A 16414-nucleotide genomic window follows, 5' to 3' on the forward strand; every position below is an offset into this window, starting at 1 on the left:
GAGCAAAGGGCGGAGCAACTGTGAAGGGCTTCCGCAGCAGAAATCTGACTGAGTGTCAGAAACCTCTTGTACTGGCCGCCCGACTCCTGCAACCTGTTCTCGTTCCGCAGACGGGAGGACGGCAATGGGCGGCACCGAACACCTCACCGTGCGGCGCGAAGGCGCCACACTGGTGCTCACGCTCAACAGGCCCGAGGCGAGGAACGCGCTCTCGCTGCCCCTGCTCGTCGGCCTGTACGACGGCTGGGTGGAGGCGGACGAGGACGACACGGTCCGCTCGATCGTGCTCACCGGCGCCGGCGGCACCTTCTGCGCCGGCATGGACCTCAAGGCGCTGGCCGGCCAGGGCATGACCGGCGAGCACCACCGCGAGCGCCTCAAGGCCGACCCCGACCTGCACTGGAAGGCGATGCTGCGTCACCATCGCCCCCGCAAACCGGTGATCGCCGCCGTCGAGGGGTACTGCGTGGCGGGCGGCACCGAGATCCTCCAGGGCACCGACATCCGCGTCGCGGGCGAGTCGGCGACGTTCGGCCTGTTCGAGGTCCGCCGAGGACTGTTCCCGATCGGCGGCTCCACGGTCCGCCTGCAACGCCAGATCCCGCGCACCCACGCCCTGGAGATGCTGCTCACCGGCCGCCCCTACACCGCCCGCGAGGCCGCCGCCATCGGCCTGATCGGGCACGTCGTCCCCGACGGCGCCGCCCTCGTCAAGGCGCTGGAGATAGCCGAGCAGATCAACGCCTGCGCCCCGCTGGCCGTCGAGGCGGTCAAGGCGTCGGTGTACGAGACCGCGGACATGACCGAGACCGACGGCCTCGCGGCCGAACTCGTTCGCGGCTGGCCGGTCTTCGACACCGCCGACGCCAAGGAGGGCGCCCGCGCCTTCGCGGAGAAGCGGCCCCCCGTCTACAAGCGCGCCTGACGGCCGGCGACCCTCGCGCGCCGACGGGCGACGCCCCTCGCGCGCCCGGTCCGCGACGTCCCCGCGCGCCCGACCCGTTGAAGGAGACCGGGCATGCCCGAAGTCCTCAAGGCCCCCCTCACCCTCGAATTCCCCTTCACCCGCTCCCTCGGCCCGGTCCAGAGCGCCTTCCTCACCGGACTGCGCGAACGCGTCGTCCTCGGGGTCCGCACCGGCGACGGCCGCACCCTCGTCCCGCCCGTCGAGTACGACCCCGTCACCGCCGAGGAGATCCGCGACCTCGTCGAGGTCGCCCCCACCGGCACGGTCACCACCTGGGCCTGGAACCACCGGCCCCGCCGCGGACAGCCCCTGGACACCCCCTTCGCCTGGGTCCTGGTCCGCCTGGACGGCGCCGACACCGCCCTCCTGCACGCCCTCGACGCCCCCGGCCCCGAAGCCGTACGCACCGGCATGCGCGTCCGCGTCCGCTGGGCCGGGGAGCGCTCCGGCGCCATCACCGACATCGCCTGCTTCGAGCCGTACGACGGCGCGGCGGCACCGCCCGGCGGCCACACCGGCGAGTTCGCCGACCCGGTCACCGGCATCGTGGCCCCCGCCCGCCTCGACTACACCTACTCGCCCGGCCGCGCCCAGACCGCCTACATCACCGCGCTGGCCGGGCGGCGGACCGTCGGCGAGCGCTGCCCGTCCTGCCGCAAGGTGTACGTCCCGCCCAGGGGCGCCTGCCCCACCTGCGGCGTCGCCACGGCGGAACAGGTCGAGGTCGGCCCGCGCGGCACCGTCACCACCTTCTGCATCGTCAACATCAAGGCGAAGAACCTCGACATCGAGGTGCCCTACGTCTACGGGCACATCGCCCTCGACGGCGCCGACCTCGCGCTGCACGGCCGCATCGGCGGCATCCCGTACGACCAGGTGCGGATGGGGCTGCGGGTGGAACCGGTGTGGACCGACGGGGCCCGCTACCCCGACCACTACCGGCCCACCGGTGAGCCCGACGCGGACTACGAGACGTACAAGGAGCTGCTGTGACGCGGGACATCGCGGTCGTCGCCTTCGCGCAGACCGACCACCGCCGCACCACCGACGACCTCTCCGAGGTCGAGATGCTCATGCCGGTGCTGCACGACGTCCTCGGACAGACCGGTCTGAGGACCGCCGACATCGGCTTCACCTGCTCCGGCTCCAGCGACTACCTCGCCGGCCGTGCCTTCTCCTTCACCCTCGCCCTCGACGGCGTCGGCGCCTGGCCGCCGATCTCCGAGTCGCACGTCGAGACGGACGGCGCCTGGGCCCTGTACGAGGCCTGGACGAAACTGCTCACCGGCGACGCGGACACCGCCCTCGTCTACTCCTACGGCAAGTCCTCGCCCGGCCCCCTGCGCGACGTCCTGACCCGGCAGCTCGACCCCTACTACGTGGCCCCCCTCTGGCCCGACTCCGTCGCCCTGGCCGCCCTCCAGGCACAGGCGCTGATCGACGCCGGACACACCGACGAGCCCGCGCTCGCCGCCGTTGCCGCCCGCAGCCGGGCGGACGCGGTCGCCAACCCGCACGCCCAGCTGCGCGGCCCGGTGCCGCAGGGGGACTACCTCGTACGTCCGCTGCGCACCGGCGACTGCCCGCCCATCGGCGACGGCGCCGCCGCGGTGATCCTCGCCGCGGGGGAGCGGGCCCGGGAGCTGTGCCCGCGGCCGGCCTGGATCCGCGGCATCGACCACCGCGTCGAGGCGCACGGCCTCGGCGTGCGCGACCTGACCGACTCGCCCTCCACCCGGCTGGCGGCCGAGCGTGCCGGCGCCTTCGAACGGCCCGTCGACACCGCCGAACTGCACGCGCCGTTCACCTCCCAGGAAGTCGTCCTGCGCAGGGCGCTGCGGCTCGGCGACGACGTGCGCGTCAACCCGTCCGGGGGCGCCCTCGCCGCCAACCCGGTCATGGCCGCCGGACTGATCCGCATCGGCGAGGCCGCCGCCGCAATCCACCGCGGCGAGTCCGACCGGGCCCTGGCCCACGCCACGTCCGGACCCTGTCTGCAGCAGAACCTGGTCGCCGTACTCGAAGGGGAGCCCCGATGAGCAAGGAGCCCGTGGCCGTCGTGGGCGTCGGCCAGACCCGGCACGCGGCGGCGCGCCGCGACGTGTCGATCGCCGGACTCGTCCGGGAGGCGGCCCGGCGGGCCCTGGACGACGCCGAGCTGGCGTGGGCCGATGTCGACGCCGTCGTCATCGGCAAGGCGCCCGACTTCTTCGAGGGCGTGATGATGCCCGAGCTGTACCTCGCCGACGCCCTCGGCGCGGTCGGCAAGCCGATCCTGCGGGTGCACACCGCGGGCTCGGTCGGCGGCTCCACCGCGCTCGTCGCCGCGAACCTCGTCGCCGCCCGGGTCCACCGCACCGTACTGACCCTGGCCTTCGAAAAACAGTCCGAGTCGAACGCCATGTGGGGCCTGTCGCTGCCCATCCCGTTCCAGCAGCCGCTGCTGGCGGGCGCGGGCGGCTTCTTCGCCCCGCACGTGCGCGCGTACATCCGGCGCAGCGGCGCCCCCGACACGGTCGGCTCCCTGGTGGCGTACAAGGACCGGCGCAACGCGCTGAAGAACCCCTACGCGCACCTGCACGAACACGACATCACCCTGGAGAAGGTCCAGGCGTCGCCCATGCTGTGGGACCCCATCCGCTACTCCGAGACCTGCCCGTCCTCCGACGGCGCCTGCGCGATGGTGCTCACCGACCGCGCGGGAGCGGCCCGCGCCCCGCGCCCCGCCGCCTGGATGCACGGCGGCGCGATGCGCAGCGAGCCCACCCTCTTCGCCGGCAAGGACGCCGTCTCCCCGCGGGCCGGCCGGGACTGCGCCGCCGACGTCTACCGGCAGGCCGGCATCACCGACCCGCGCCGGGACATCGACGCCGTCGAGATGTACGTGCCGTTCTCCTGGTACGAGCCCATGTGGCTGGAGAACCTCGGCTTCGCCGACGAGGGCGAGGGCTGGAAACTCACCGAGTCGGGGGTGACCGAACTGGACGGCGACCTGCCGGTCAACATGTCCGGCGGCGTGCTGTCCAGCAACCCCATCGGCGCCTCCGGCATGATCCGCTTCGCGGAGGCGGCCCTCCAGGTCCGCGGACAGGCCGGGGAACACCAGGTGCCGGGGGCCAGGCGGGCACTCGGGCACGCCTACGGCGGCGGATCGCAGTTCTTCTCGATGTGGCTGGTCGGCTCCGAGCCGCCCGACTCCTGACGGGCCGGGCGAAGCACCCCCTCACGTGGCCTGTCGGTGGCCGGAGCCGATCGCTAGGCTGGCCGCGGACGACGCACATCGGGAGGAGCACGGACGTGGCCGAGAGCACCATCCAGCAGCAGTCGCCGCTGGCGGGCTGGGACAAGCCGGAGCTTGACCTCAGCAACGCCGAGTGGCACTCGAGCAGCCGTGGCCTGGGAGATGTCCAGATCGCCTTCGTCGAGGGATTCATCGCCATGCGCAACAGCGGCCGCCCGGAGAGCCCTTCCCTGATCTTCACCCCCGCGGAGTGGGGTGCCTTCGTGTCGGGCGCGAGGGAGGGTGAGTTCGACCTCACGTGAACCGGCGGACGGTGTTCCGCCCGTATTTCCGGACACGCGACCCTCAGGACTCTCCCGGGGCCGTGCCTGAGCGAGGCTGGTTCCGGGAGAAAGGTCGTATCCCGGAGATGAGGAACCCATGAACACCCTGCCGGTCGTCGCGGCGGTCGACGGTTCTGACGACAGCCTGCGCGCCCTCGACTGGGCGATGGAAGCCGCCCGCAGGCGCGGGGCCCCGCTGCGGGTGGTCCATGTGCGGCAGTACGCCGCCTGGGCCCGGCCCGACATCCTGGCCGCCGGTCCGCCGGACGCCGACCAGGATCCCGTGCTCGACCAGGTCCGCGCCCGCCTGGCGGGCCGCACCGGCGCGCCGGACGTCGAGTACGTCGGGCTCGACGGTCCCGCCGGCGTCCTGCTGCCCGGACTGGGCTCCGGCGCGCAACTGCTGGTGCTCGGCTCCCGGGGCCGCGGCGGCTTCGCCGGCCTGCTGCTCGGCTCCAACGGCATGGCCGCCGCCCGCGACGCCGAGTGCCCGGTCGTCGTGGTGCCCCGGCCCGGACGCGTGGTGCACGGCGACGGCCCGCCCGAGCCGGGCCCCCGGGTCGTCGTCGGCCTCCAGGTCGACGGCCCCGACGAGGCCACCCTCGCCTTCGCCTTCACCGAGGCCGCCCTGCGCGGCGCCGTGCTCCAGGTGGTCGCCGCCTACGCGTGGCCGGTGCAGACCCTGGTGGCCCCCGGCGAGCTGCTGCCCCCGGTGGTCGGCCAGGAAGCGGTCGAGGCCGAGACCCGCAGCCTCGCCGAGGGCTTCCTCGCCCCGCACCGCACCCGGCACCCCGACGTCCGCGCCGTGCCCCACGTGCCGGCCGGGGACGCGGCCGGCCATCTGGTCGCCGCCTCCAGGGACGCCGACCTCGTCGTCGTGGGCCGCCACCGGCGCCGCCTGCTCGCCCCCGCCCGCATGATGGGCTCGGTCACCCAGGCCGTCCTGCTGCACGCGGCGAGCCCGGTCGCGGTGGTGCCCCCCGCACCCCCGGAGGAGTGAGACGGGGCCCTCGCCGGTACCCCGGCGGAACGTCCCGGTCCCACTTCGGTCAGTAACGGTCGCGGCGGGACGCCGGGCACCCGCGAGGCGTACGCTGAGGTGCCTGTGGATCACGGTACGCGCCCGCTCCCCGCGCCGGCGCACCACCGTGACAGGGGGTACATCATGGTGCGGCACGCTGCGCGGAACAGCAGGACCCTGTTCGAACGGGACAGCGAACTCGCTGCCGTCGACGAGGCGTTGGGCGAACTCGCCGGCCTGCGCCCGGACCGCGCCGAGCCCGCCGGCCGGCCCGGCGGCGGCCTGCTCGCCTTCGCCGGACGCGCCGGGCTCGGCAAGACGACCCTCCTCGCCGAGATCCGCCGCCGCGCGGTCGCGAAGGGCTGCACCGTGCTCTCCGCCCGCGGCGGCGACCAGGAGCAGCGCGTCGCCTTCCACGTCGCCCGCCAGCTCCTGCAACCGCAGCTCGCCGGGTCGTCGGAGTCCGAACTGCGTGCCTCGCTGGGCAGTTGGTACGACATCGTCGGCCCCGCACTCGGCCTGTGCGCCCCCACCGACGGCGCCCCGCCCGACCAGCAGGGCCTGCGCGACGGCCTCGACTGGGTGCTCACCCACCTCGCGGTGCGGCGCGCCCCCATGGCCGTCGTCCTCGACGACGCCCACTGGGCCGACCCGGAGTCCCTGCGCTGGCTCGCCGGGTTCGCGCCCCGCGCCGAGCAACTGCCGCTGCTGCTCGTCGTCGCCTACCGGCCCGACGAACTCCCCGACCACGCCGAGTCGTTCCGCGGCCTGCCGGGACGCGCCGGCGGCCGGCCCATCGGCCTCGAGCCGCTCAGCGCCGCCGCCGTCGCCCGCCTCGTCCGGGAGACGCTCGGCGCGCACGCCGACGACGCGTTCTGCCGCGAGTGCTGGGCCGTCACCGGCGGCAGCCCGTTCGAGACCGTGGAACTCGTCGCCAAGGTCCGCGACCGCGGCCTCAGCCCGACCGGGGCCGGCGCGCACCTGCTGCGCGACCTCGCCGCCGCCGTCAAGGGCAGTGGTCTCGTCGACCGCCTCGACCGCCTCGGCTCCTCCACCGTCCGCTTCGCCTGGGCCTGCGCCGTCCTCGGCACCGAGATACGCCCCCGGCTGGCCGCCGCCGTCGCCGGACTCGGCCACGAGGAGGCCGCCGACGCCGCCGACGCGCTGCGCGGCGCCCGCATCCTCACCGGCGTCGAGACCCTCGAGTTCGTCCACCCGCTGATCGCCACCGCCGTCTACCGGGCCATCCCGCCCGGCGTCCGCGTCGCCCTGCACGGCCAGGCCGCCTGGTGCGTCATCGACGACGGGCAGGGCCCCTCCGCCGCAGCCCGCCACCTCCTGGAGACCCACCCCGAGGGCGACCCCTGGGTCGTGCGGCAACTGCGCGCCGCCGCCGTCGAGACCCTCCGCGCCGGCGCCCCCGACGCCGCCCGCAGCTACCTGGCGCGAGCCCTGAGCGAACCCCCGCCCCCCGCGGAGCGGGCCGCCGTGCTGTACGAACTGGGCAGCGCCTCCCTGCTCACCGAGCCGGCCACCACCGTCAACCACCTGCGGGCCGCCCTCGAACAGCCCATCGCCGACGCCCGCCTGCGGCAGAACATCGTCTACCGGCTCTCCCAGGTCCTCGCCCACAGCGACCGCCTCGCCGAGGCGTCCGAGACCCTCGCCCGCGAGATCCGCACCACCGGCGACGCCCGGGTCAGACTCCGCATGGTCGCCGAGCAGTTCATGTGGGACGCCTTCCGCGCCGACGAACCCGACCACCCCTCCCGCTCCCGCCGCCTCGCCCGGCTCGCCGACCGCCTGCACGGCCGCGACCTCACCGAGCGATACATCATCGGCCTGCGCGCCTGGGACGCGATCCTGCGCGGGGAGCGCGCCCAGACCGCCGTGCACCACGCCGAACGCGCCCTCGCCGGCGGACTCTGCTGGGCCGAGCCCGACCGCGGCTTCGAGGTGCCCGTCCTGGTCGCCCTGACCTTCATGTACGCCGACCGCCCCGGCCGTACCGAGGAACTCTTCGAGACCGGCATCGCCGACTACGAACGCCGCGGCTGGCGCGGCGGCCACATGTCCTTCGCCTACACGCTGCTCGCCTACGTCCGCTACCGGCGCGGCCGGCTCGCCGAGGCCGAGGACTTCGTGCGCGACGGGCTCCGGCTCGCCGAACGCGTCGGCCCCGGCACCCCCGCCCACTGGTACGCCGTCGGCATCCTCGTCGAGGTGCTCCTCGCCCGCGGCCGCGTCGACGAGGCCGCGCGGACCGCCGACGACTACGGCTTCGCCAAGCCCTTCCCGTCCGCGGTGGTCTTCCCCGACGTTCAGACCGTCTACGGCGAACTGCTGCTCGCCCGCGGCCGGAGCGAGGACGCCGCCGCCGAACTGGCCGCCGCCGGCCGCCGCCTGGACCCGCGCGGCATCCGCAACCCCGCCTGGTGCCCCTGGCAGCTCCACCTCGCCCGCGCCGAGAGCCACCACGACCCCGAGCGAGCGGTCGCCACCGCCCTGGAAGCGCTCGCCCGCGCCCGCCAGTTCGGCACCCCGTCCGCCGTCGGACAGGCCCTGCGCACCGCCGCCGAGGTGTCCCCGGGCGCGATGCGTGTGAAGTACCTGGAGGAGTCCGTCGCCCACCTGGAGCGCTCCCCGGCCGCCTACGAACTGGCCCGCGCGCTCGTCGCCCTCGGCACCGAACTGCGCCGCACCGGCCGCCCCGCGGACGCCGCCGAGCACCTCTACCGCGGGCTCGACACCGCCCTGCAGTGCGGCGCCGACGGTCTCGCCGAGGCGGCCCGCGCCGAACTCGCCGCGGCCGGGCTGCGCCCGCGCAGGCCGCACGCGACCGGTACGGACACCGTCCACACCCTCACCGCCCGGGAACGCGCCGCCGCCGACCTCGCGGCCCGGGGCCGCACCGAGCCGGAGATCGCGCGGGAACTGGGCGTGGCGGAGGCGGAGGTGGTCCGCCTGCTGTCCGCGGTCTACCGGAAGATCGGCACGGAGAGCACGGGCCTGGCCGCAGCGCTCGCCCCGACCTGACACCACCCGCCCCGCCCGGCTCCCCGGCCCGACCCCCAGACCCCGGGGCCCACCCAGGCCACGACCGGCCGGTCCAACGCGGCCAGATGGTCCGTCGCGGCCAGGTGGCGTCCGGTCGGTGTCCGACGGCCCGCCGCGACCCGTCCGTCCGTCACGGTCCCTCGGCCCGCGGGTCTGCCCGGTCTGCTCCACCCAACGTCCGGTCGGTCAACTGCGGCCCCGCTGGTCCGCCCTGTCCGCCGGCCCGTCGAGGCCGGTTGGCGTCCGGTGGCTCGTCGCGGCCGGTCGGTGTCCGACGTTCCGCCGTGGCCCGTCCGTCCGTCACGGTCCCTCGGCCCGCGCGGGTCTGTCCGGTCTGCTGTCCCCCAAGGGTCGGTGGGTCCGCTGGGCCCGCTGGGCCGTCGCGGCTCGTCCGTGTGGTCCGGTATCGCCCGTGCGTCTCGGTCCGTGATCCGTCCGTCGGGGCCGGACCGGCGGGCCGGCCGCCGGTGGGGGGATCCGTCCGGGGCGGGCCGTCGGGGCGTCGCGGGGTGTGTGCCGGTGACGTCGCAGGCCACGCGTCACCGAGCGGCTCCGTGGCCGTACCATGGGCGGCATGTCGTTCCTCCGCCGCCGCAGCGCCACTCCCGCCGGGCCCGACTTCGACGTTCTGGCCATGGACCCGGGCGACTGGCCCGGCAATCTCGGCGCCGGACTGCTGCCCGCCCCCGACGGCACCTGCCAGGGCGTCTTCCTGCGCTACGACCTGTTCGGCGGCCGCGGCCCCGCCATGATCATCGGCAACCTGCCCGAGGGCTCCCCGGCCCGCGAGGTGGCCGAGGGAGAGGTCCCCTTCGAGGTGGCCCAACTGCTCCTGGCCCTGGAGAACGACGAGGAGGTGACCGTCGTCGGCGTCGAGGACGTCCCCGTCATGCAGGGCGACAACCTGCTGATCGTGCGCCGCCTGAAGCTCTCCGAGAGCCGCATCTCCTGCGTGCAGTTCGACCGCAGCGACAACGTCCTGGTGACCATCGCCGCCTGGGACCGCCCGATCACCGACGACCTGTACGCCCTGCTGAAGCCGCTCCCGGCGGAGCTTTTCCAGCAGGGCTGAGACGGGCTACGAACCGGCCGGCACGACCCGCACGTCGGCGGCGCGCACGAACGCCACCCGGTGACCGAACTGGATCTCGTAGTACAGGTCCTGGCCGACCACCACCCGGTGGGAGTCGGTGGTGTAGGTGACGGCGTAGTAGTACTCGCCCGGCACCCTGTCACCGACCACGTACCGCTGCCCCTGCGGCAGGGTGTACGGCAGCGGCGCGACCGCCTGTGCGGGCACTCCCGCCGGGTACGCCGACGCCTCCGGGTAGGCTCGCCCGTACACCGGGACGCTGTCCAGGCCGTCCTTGGGTGTGACGACCAGACCCGAGGCCGGCACCGCCGTCGGGTTCTGCCGCGGGTTCCTGAACCAGGCCTTCTGGCCGAGGTACCAGATCGCCGTCCAGTCGCCGTAGCGGTCCGCGACCGCGTACTGCTGGCCGGTGGAGACCCGTGAGCCCACGTCGTTGACGTCGATGGTGGAGTCGGCGCCCTTGTGCAGGCCCACGTCCTTGATCAGCGCGGAGTTCTCGTCGTGGTCGGCGTACAGCCGCACCTCGCTGGAGCCGTGCGCCGCGCAGGGCTCGCCCTTGGTGACGCAGCCGGTGTACACGGGCTGGTTGGCCGCGTAGTCGGGCAGGATCGTCACCAGGCCGCCGCCCTTGCCGGCGGTGGGCCTGAAGGGGTGCCCGAGCAGTGCGAAGTAGTGCCGCCAGTCCCAGTACGGGCCCGGGTCGGTGTGCATGCCGGGGACGGTCGACGTGGTCGGGCCGGGCACGTTGTCGTGGCCGAGGATGTGCTGCCGGTCCAGCGGGATGCCGTACTTCGCCGCGAGGTACCTCACCAGCCGCGCCGACGACCGGTACATCGCCTCCGTGTACCAGGCGTCCGGCGAGGCGAGGAAGCCCTCGTGCTCCAGGCCGATCGACTTGGCGTTGACGTACCAGTTGCCCGCGTGCCAGGCCACGTCCTCCGCCTTCACGTGCTGGGCGATGTGACCGTCCGTGGAGCGCAGCGTGTAGTTCCACGACACGTACGTCGGATCCTGCACCAGGTTCAGGACGCCGTCCCAGCCGCCCTCGGTGTCGTGGATGACGATGTACCTGATGCTCTGGGAGGCGGGCCGGTCGCCCAGGTCGTGGTTGCCGTAGTCGCCGTCCCCGAACTCCTCGTACGGCGCCGGGATCCACTCGCAGGACACCGACTTCGGGCACTCGGTGCCGGCGGCGGACACCGTGCGCAGACCCGTCTCGCCGAGCTGCGCGGTGTCGGGGTCCACGCCGGGCCGGGCGGTGAGCACGACCTGCTGCCCGGCGTCGGTGGTGCGCTCCTCGCCGGTGCGCAGCACGTCGTAGACGTCGTCGGCGTAGGCGGCCGCCGTAGCCGTGTCGTCCGCGCCCGAGAAGCGGGCCACCGCCCCGTACCAGTCGGCCGGGTCGTCGCTGAGCGGCTCGCCGAGGTCCTGCTGCGCGGCGGCCAGCAGCGCGGCGCCGCCGGCCACGTTGGCCTCCTCGTCGGTGCGCAGCTTCTCCGCCGGGATGCCGGTCAGCTCGGCCGCCTTGGGCAACGTCTTCAGGCGGGCCGGGAGTTCGGAGTCCGCGGGCACCTCGGCGGCGGGATGCAGGGCCGGGCGGGCGCCGTCGCCGCGGGCGTCCTCGGTGCCCTCACTGTGGTGCGGGGTCGCGGCGAGGGCGGTGCGGGCGTCGGTGAGGTGCATGGGACCGTAGCCGCCGGTCACGCTCGGCGCCCCGCCGTGGGCGTCCCAGCGCGACTGCAGGTAGGAGACGGCCAGCAGCACGCTCTGCGGGACGTGGTACTCGGCGGACGCGGACGCGAACGCCTGTTGCAGCCGGTCCGCGGAGGGCTGCGCCTGGGACGGGGCCGCGCCCAGTAACGGCAGCAGCAGCGCCGCGCAGGCGAGCGCGCCGGCGGTGGTGCGGGCGCGTCTGTGACCGGGCGCGGGTATGGGGGCGGGGGCGGATCCTCGCAATGCGGCCTCCTGGGAAGGACGAGCGTGGCGGGGCGTGCGGGCCCAGCGGTCCGTCAGTGGTACCCGCTGTCCGACTATCCGTCAATCATGCCCAGGGGCAGGGGAATTAGCGTGTCGACACTACGATGGGAAGGTTTCGCGGCGGTGGCGTGCGGGCCTGCGGGGCGTCAGTGGCGTAGACCGATGCGGCCGGTGCGAGGAGCCCTGCGCGCGCGAAGGCCCGTGGCGCACCCCTCGGCGGTTTCCAGGGGTGCGCCACGGGCCTTCGCCCCGTTTCAGCGGGTGCCGACCGCCGCGCGTACCGCCCGCCGGGCCAGCTGGCAGTCGTCGTGCAGCCGCCTGAGGACCAGCCGCTGTTCCTCGCCGGACGGCATGGCGCCGGGGTGGGCCGCTGCCGGTGCCGCCTCGTGCATCGACCGCTGCACGGCCGTCTCGTACGTCCGGATCTCGCGGGTCAGCACGAGCATCAGGTTCACCAGGAACGCGTCGCGGGAGGCCGGCCCCGCGGACTGCGCGAGCTGGCTGATCTGGCGGCGGGCCACCGGGGCGTCGCCGAGGACGGACCACAGCGTCGCCAAGTCGTAGCCCGGCAGATACCAGCCCGCGTGCTCCCAGTCCACCAGTACCGGGCCGGCCGGGGAGAGCAGGATGTTCGACAGCAGGGCGTCTCCGTGGCAGAACTGGCCCATGCCCTGCCGGCCCGCCGCGTGCGCGATGCCGTGCAGCAGCTTCTGCAGGTCACCCATGTCCCGGTCGGTCAGCATGCCGAGCTCGTGGTACCGGGCGATGCGGGCCGCGTAGTCGAGCGGGGCGTCGAAGGTGCCCGCCGGGGGCCTCCAGGCGTTCAGCCGGCAGATTGCGCCGAGTGCGGCCCTGATGTCCGCGCGTGGCGGGGCCTCTGCCGGGTGCCGCTGGAGCGCCGCCGCCCGCCCCGGCATCCGCTCGATCACCAGGGTACAGTTGTCCGGATCCGCCGCGATCAGTCTCGGTACGCGCACCGGCGGGCGGTTCCGGACGAACGAGCGGTATGCGGCTATTTCGCGGCGGATCCGCTCCGCCCGGGCGGGGGAGTGGTCCAGTAAGCACTTGGCGACCGCCGTGCTGCGTCCGGTCGTGCCGACCAGGAGCACGGACCGCCCGCTGCGGCGCAGCACCTGGACCGGGGCGAACTCCGGGCAGATCCGGTGCACCGACGCGATCGCCGAGCGCAGCTGGCCGCCCTGGGGGCCGGACAAGTCGAGTCTCCCGCTGAGCGGTTGGGTGCCGATCCCCGGGGCGCGCCGCGTCCGTCCCGCGCCGAGCGCGGGAGCCGGCTGGCGCGCGGCGGGGGCGAGGTAGGGGCCGCCGGTCCCCGGGCGGGGGATCAACGGCCGGGGCGGGGCGGACACGGAGGACGATGCTGCGTACATGTGCTGGAGCGATCCCTTCGTGTGCCTGCGAGGTCTGTGCGCCGCCCGGCCCGGCGGCCCGGACACACCTGGGGAATGGGTCCGTACGACCGATGGCTGCCGGGTCGGGATGGCGCTTTCCTACCTGACACCCGGTGCGCAGTGGCACACCATCTGGCGCACCCTGGCGAACCCTGGCGAATAGTCGCCCGGCATGTCTCCCGGGGCTACTGTCAACTCAGCCGAGAACCTGGGGGCTTGACGTGAGCGGACAACCCAACACCCGTCTGGCGGACCTGTTCGGCCTGGCCGGCTGGTCCAAGGGCGAACTCGCGAGGCTGGTCAACCGGCAGGCGGCGGCCATGGGCCACCCCCAGCTGGCGACCGACACCTCCCGGGTGCGGCGTTGGATCGACATGGGAGAGATCCCGCGCGATCCGGTGCCGCGGGTGCTGGCTGCTCTGTTCACCGAGCGTCTCGGCCGTGTCGTGACCATCGAGGACCTCGGTCTGGTCCGGCACGGGCGTGCGGGGAAACGGCAGCACGGCGGGAGTGCGGAACATCCCGACGGTGTGCCGTGGGCGCCCGAACGGACCGCCGAGGTCCTCACCGAATTCACGGGAATGGACCTCATGCTCAACCGACGCGGCTTGGTGGGCGCGGGTGCCGCGCTCGCCGCGGGATCATCGCTCAGCAACGCCATGCACGACTGGCTCCGCACCGATCCGGCCCTCAGGGCCGACGCCCCCCGATCCGACCATCCCCTGCACGCCGACCCCGCTGGGCTCGACCGCTACGAGGCCGCCCCCATCGGGTCGCAGGAGATCGAGGAACTGGAGAGCTCGGTCGAGGTGTTCCGGGCCTGGGACGCGGCTCGCGGCGGCGGGCTGCAACGCAAGGCAGTCGTGGGCCAGCTCAACGAGGTGGGCGGCATGCTCGCCTACCGTCACCCCGACCATCTCCAGCGGCGCCTGTGGGGCGTCGCCGCCAACCTCGCCGTCCTCGCGGGCTGGATGTCGCACGACGTCGGCCTGGAGCCCACGGCCCAGAAGTACTTCGTCATCGCCGCCCATGCGGCGAGGGAGGGCGGTGACCGGCCGCGCGCCGGGGAGGCGCTGTCCCGGGCGGCCCGCCAGATGGTGCACCTGGGCCGGCCCGACGACGCACTGGATCTGATGAAGCTCGCCAAGTCCGGCTCCGGCGACGAGGTGCTGCCCCGCACCAAGGCGATGCTCTTCACCATCGAGGCCTGGGCACAGGCATCGATGGGCAAGGGCCAGGCGATGCGCCGCACCCTCGGGCAGGCGGAGGACCTCTTCGTCTCCGACAAGGGCGACGTGCCGCCGCCGAGCTGGATGCAGATGTTCAAGGAGGAGGACCTGTACGGCATGCAGGCCCTGGCCTACCGCACGCTCGCGGAGTTCGAGCCGTCGGCGGCCGTGCACGCGCAGCACTACGCGGAGAAGGCGCTGGCCCTGCGGGTGGACGGGCGGCAGCGGTCGAAGATCTTCGACTTCCTGTCGATGGCCTCCGCCTGCTTCATCGCGGACGACCCCGAACAGGCGGACCGGTACGCGCGCCTGGCCCTGATGTCGATGGGATCCAACTCCTCCCACCGCACCTGGGACCGGCTGCGTCAGATGTACCGGCTCACCGCCGAGTACTCCGGCTACCCGAGGATCAGCGAGCTGCGGGAGGAGATCCGGCTGGCGTTGCCGAAGCCGGCGAAGGGGGGTGACAGCGCACAGGCATAGGAGGACCGGTGACGTCTCCGGTCACCCGATCACCCTGGCCACGAGCACGCAGGCGTCCTCCTCGCGCTCGCTCTCCCCGAACTCCTCCACGACCAGCCGCACGCAGTCCTGTGCGCTGCGTGCCTCGGCGAACCGGGGGGCCAGGTCGAGCAGCGGGTTCCGGGCCGCCGTTCCTCCTCCGCTGTCGGCTTCGCCCGCGCGGGGGGACCCGCTGTGCCCGGGCACCAGCCCGCCGGTGTACAGCAGGAGCACGTCGCCCGCGTCGAGGGTCTCCTCGGCCTGCCCGTAGACGGCACCCGAGGTCGCGCCGAGCGGGACGCCGTGCGGTGCGGGCAGCCCGCGCCCCGTCCCGCCGCGGTACAGCAGCGGGGCGGGGTGTCCTGCCTGCGCCCAGGTCAGCGTGCGGGTCTCCGGCCGGTAGCGGCAGCAGACGGCGCTGCCCAGGGCGGGCTGGACGGTGGCGTCGAGCAACTGGTTGAGGTAGGACATCAGCCGGCCGGGCGCGGTGCCGGCCACGGCCATCCCGCGTACCGCGCCGAGCAGCGTGGCCATGCCCGAGGTCGCGGCTACGCCGTGCCCGGTCAGGTCGCCCACGCTCAACAGCGTCTCTCCGCCGGGCAGTTCCAGTGCGTCGTACCAGTCTCCGCCGATCGGGGCGCCGACCGCGGAGGGCAGGTACCGGGCGGCCAGGTCCAGGGTCTCGGGCCCGCGGTGCGGGAGCCGCAGGGAGCCGCGCCATGGCGGCAGCACGGCCTCCTGCAGCTCGACCGCAAGCCGGTGCTCGGTCTGCTCGCGCTGCCGGTGGTGCCGGAGCGAGTCACGGGTCTCGCTCACCGCACGCCGGTGGCGGCGCAGTTCACTGACGTCGCGCAGGACGGCCCACATCGAGGCCGTGCCGCCGTCGGTGTCGAGCACCGGCTCGCCCATCATGTGCACGGTGCGTACCTCGCCGTCCGGGCGCACCACGCGGAACTCGCCGTCGATCGGCCTGGCGTCCACGAGGCACTCGGTCACCATCGCGGTCAGCTGCGGCCGGTCCTCGTCGAGCACCAGCGAGGGCAGCTCGTCGAGGGTGAGCGGGGGAGCGGCGGGGTCGCGGCCCAGGATCCGGTACAGCTCCGCGGACCAACTGGCCTGGTCCGTCAGCAGGTTCCACTCCGCGCTGCCCACCCTGCTGAGCAGCGAGCCGCCATCGGGCGGGGGTGGCTCGGCGGCCGACGGCTCGGGCGCGGGCGAGGCGGCCGGGTGGCCGTCCCGCAGTTGCGCCAAGTGGGCTCCGAGATCGTCCAGTTGGTGCAGCGCGAGGTCGCACAGCGCCCGCTGCCAGCGGTCCTGAGGGTCCGATCCGTCGCCGTGGGTGTCCCGTCGTACGGCGTCCACGTCTCCCTTGAGCCGCCGCATCCGCGATATGAGCGCGTCCACCGAGCCGCGTCCCGGCGGCTGGGCGGCGGGGCGGTCCGCAGAGAGGTGGGACGGCATGACGCACTCCGATGCGGGGACGGTACGGCCAGGACGGACGGAGGGACCGTTACGACTGTCGCACAGCCCGCGACGCGCTGTAAGGGATTCGGCAACACCCGATCCGGTGGTGCTTCTGGCATATGCCACCGTCTT

12 protein-coding genes are annotated in these 16414 nt (G+C 74.1%); 9 read left to right on the forward strand and 3 right to left on the reverse strand.

Annotated features, from left to right (window positions below):
• Positions 1 to 124 precede the first annotated feature (124 nt).
• From AB0G63_RS24850 to AB0G63_RS24885, 8 genes are all read left to right on the forward strand, one after another.
• A complete protein-coding gene (locus AB0G63_RS24850; RefSeq protein WP_360754061.1) occupies positions 125 to 925 on the forward strand; it encodes a crotonase/enoyl-CoA hydratase family protein in 801 nt (266 codons plus the stop codon).
• Between the two features lie 93 nt (positions 926 to 1018).
• Complete coding sequence (locus tag AB0G63_RS24855; RefSeq protein WP_360754064.1) at positions 1019 to 1960, forward strand: OB-fold domain-containing protein; 942 nt, start codon at positions 1019 to 1021, stop codon at positions 1958 to 1960.
• On the forward strand, positions 1957 to 3006 hold the full coding sequence (locus AB0G63_RS24860) for a thiolase domain-containing protein (RefSeq protein WP_360754067.1): 1050 nt from the start codon (positions 1957 to 1959) through the stop codon (positions 3004 to 3006). The genes AB0G63_RS24855 and AB0G63_RS24860 overlap by 4 nt, the downstream gene beginning before the upstream one ends.
• Positions 3003 to 4169 (forward strand): thiolase domain-containing protein, encoded by a 1167-nt coding sequence (locus AB0G63_RS24865; protein ID WP_360754070.1) that lies wholly within the window; start codon positions 3003 to 3005, stop codon positions 4167 to 4169. Before AB0G63_RS24860 ends, AB0G63_RS24865 begins: the two co-directional genes overlap by 4 nt.
• Before the next feature lie 95 nt (positions 4170 to 4264).
• Positions 4265 to 4510 carry a DUF397 domain-containing protein gene (locus AB0G63_RS24870; RefSeq protein ID WP_360754073.1) on the forward strand — a complete coding sequence of 82 codons (246 nt, stop codon included), beginning with the start codon at positions 4265 to 4267 and terminating at the stop codon, positions 4508 to 4510.
• Between the two features lie 118 nt (positions 4511 to 4628).
• Positions 4629 to 5531, forward strand: a complete 903-nt coding sequence (locus tag AB0G63_RS24875) for a universal stress protein (protein ID WP_360754075.1) — start codon at positions 4629 to 4631, stop codon at positions 5529 to 5531.
• Between the two features lie 165 nt (positions 5532 to 5696).
• Positions 5697 to 8588, forward strand: a complete 2892-nt coding sequence (locus AB0G63_RS24880; RefSeq protein WP_360754078.1) for an AAA family ATPase — start codon at positions 5697 to 5699, stop codon at positions 8586 to 8588.
• 595 nt (positions 8589 to 9183) lie between these two features.
• Entirely contained in the window at positions 9184 to 9681 is a 498-nt protein-coding gene (locus AB0G63_RS24885) for a hypothetical protein (protein WP_360754081.1), read from the forward strand.
• A gap of 6 nt (positions 9682 to 9687) precedes the next feature.
• On the opposite strand, the gene AB0G63_RS24890 is transcribed toward AB0G63_RS24885, so the two are convergent.
• Both AB0G63_RS24890 and AB0G63_RS24895 read right to left on the reverse strand, forming a co-directional pair.
• The gene (locus tag AB0G63_RS24890) at positions 9688 to 11658 is read right to left on the reverse strand and encodes an N-acetylmuramoyl-L-alanine amidase (protein WP_360754083.1); all 1971 of its coding nucleotides are present in this window, start codon (positions 11656 to 11658) and stop codon (positions 9688 to 9690) included.
• Between the two features lie 275 nt (positions 11659 to 11933).
• The gene (locus AB0G63_RS24895; RefSeq protein ID WP_360754086.1) at positions 11934 to 13067 is read right to left on the reverse strand and encodes an aminoglycoside phosphotransferase family protein; all 1134 of its coding nucleotides are present in this window, start codon (positions 13065 to 13067) and stop codon (positions 11934 to 11936) included.
• Positions 13068 to 13309: 242 nt separating this feature from the next.
• On the opposite strand from AB0G63_RS24895, the gene AB0G63_RS24900 reads away from it, so the two are divergent.
• Positions 13310 to 14800, forward strand: a complete 1491-nt coding sequence (locus AB0G63_RS24900; RefSeq protein WP_360754088.1) for a hypothetical protein — start codon at positions 13310 to 13312, stop codon at positions 14798 to 14800.
• 21 nt (positions 14801 to 14821) lie between these two features.
• Here AB0G63_RS24900 and AB0G63_RS24905 read toward each other — a convergent pair whose 3' ends face one another.
• Complete coding sequence (locus AB0G63_RS24905) at positions 14822 to 16279, reverse strand: SpoIIE family protein phosphatase (protein WP_360754091.1); 1458 nt, start codon at positions 16277 to 16279, stop codon at positions 14822 to 14824.
• Positions 16280 to 16414: the final 135 nt, after the last annotated feature.

Origin of the sequence: Streptomyces sp. NPDC020996 (assembly GCF_040641355.1) — a bacterium.
Lineage (GTDB): Bacteria > Actinomycetota > Actinomycetes > Streptomycetales > Streptomycetaceae > Streptomyces.

Excerpts from the sequence above, each read along its gene's own strand:
- AB0G63_RS24850 (WP_360754061.1), top strand. The coding sequence starts at position 125 with ATGGGCGGCACCGAACACCTCACCGTGCGGCGCGAAGGCGCCACACTG.
- AB0G63_RS24855 (WP_360754064.1), top strand. The coding sequence starts at position 1,019 with ATGCCCGAAGTCCTCAAGGCCCCCCTCACCCTCGAATTCCCCTTCACC.
- AB0G63_RS24875 (WP_360754075.1), top strand. The coding sequence starts at position 4,629 with ATGAACACCCTGCCGGTCGTCGCGGCGGTCGACGGTTCTGACGACAGC.
- AB0G63_RS24885 (WP_360754081.1), top strand. The coding sequence starts at position 9,184 with ATGTCGTTCCTCCGCCGCCGCAGCGCCACTCCCGCCGGGCCCGACTTC.
- AB0G63_RS24880 (WP_360754078.1), top strand. The coding sequence starts at position 5,697 with ATGGTGCGGCACGCTGCGCGGAACAGCAGGACCCTGTTCGAACGGGAC.
- AB0G63_RS24895 (WP_360754086.1), bottom strand. The coding sequence starts at position 13,067 with ATGTACGCAGCATCGTCCTCCGTGTCCGCCCCGCCCCGGCCGTTGATC.
- AB0G63_RS24905 (WP_360754091.1), bottom strand. The coding sequence starts at position 16,279 with ATGCCGTCCCACCTCTCTGCGGACCGCCCCGCCGCCCAGCCGCCGGGA.
- AB0G63_RS24865 (WP_360754070.1), top strand. The coding sequence starts at position 3,003 with ATGAGCAAGGAGCCCGTGGCCGTCGTGGGCGTCGGCCAGACCCGGCAC.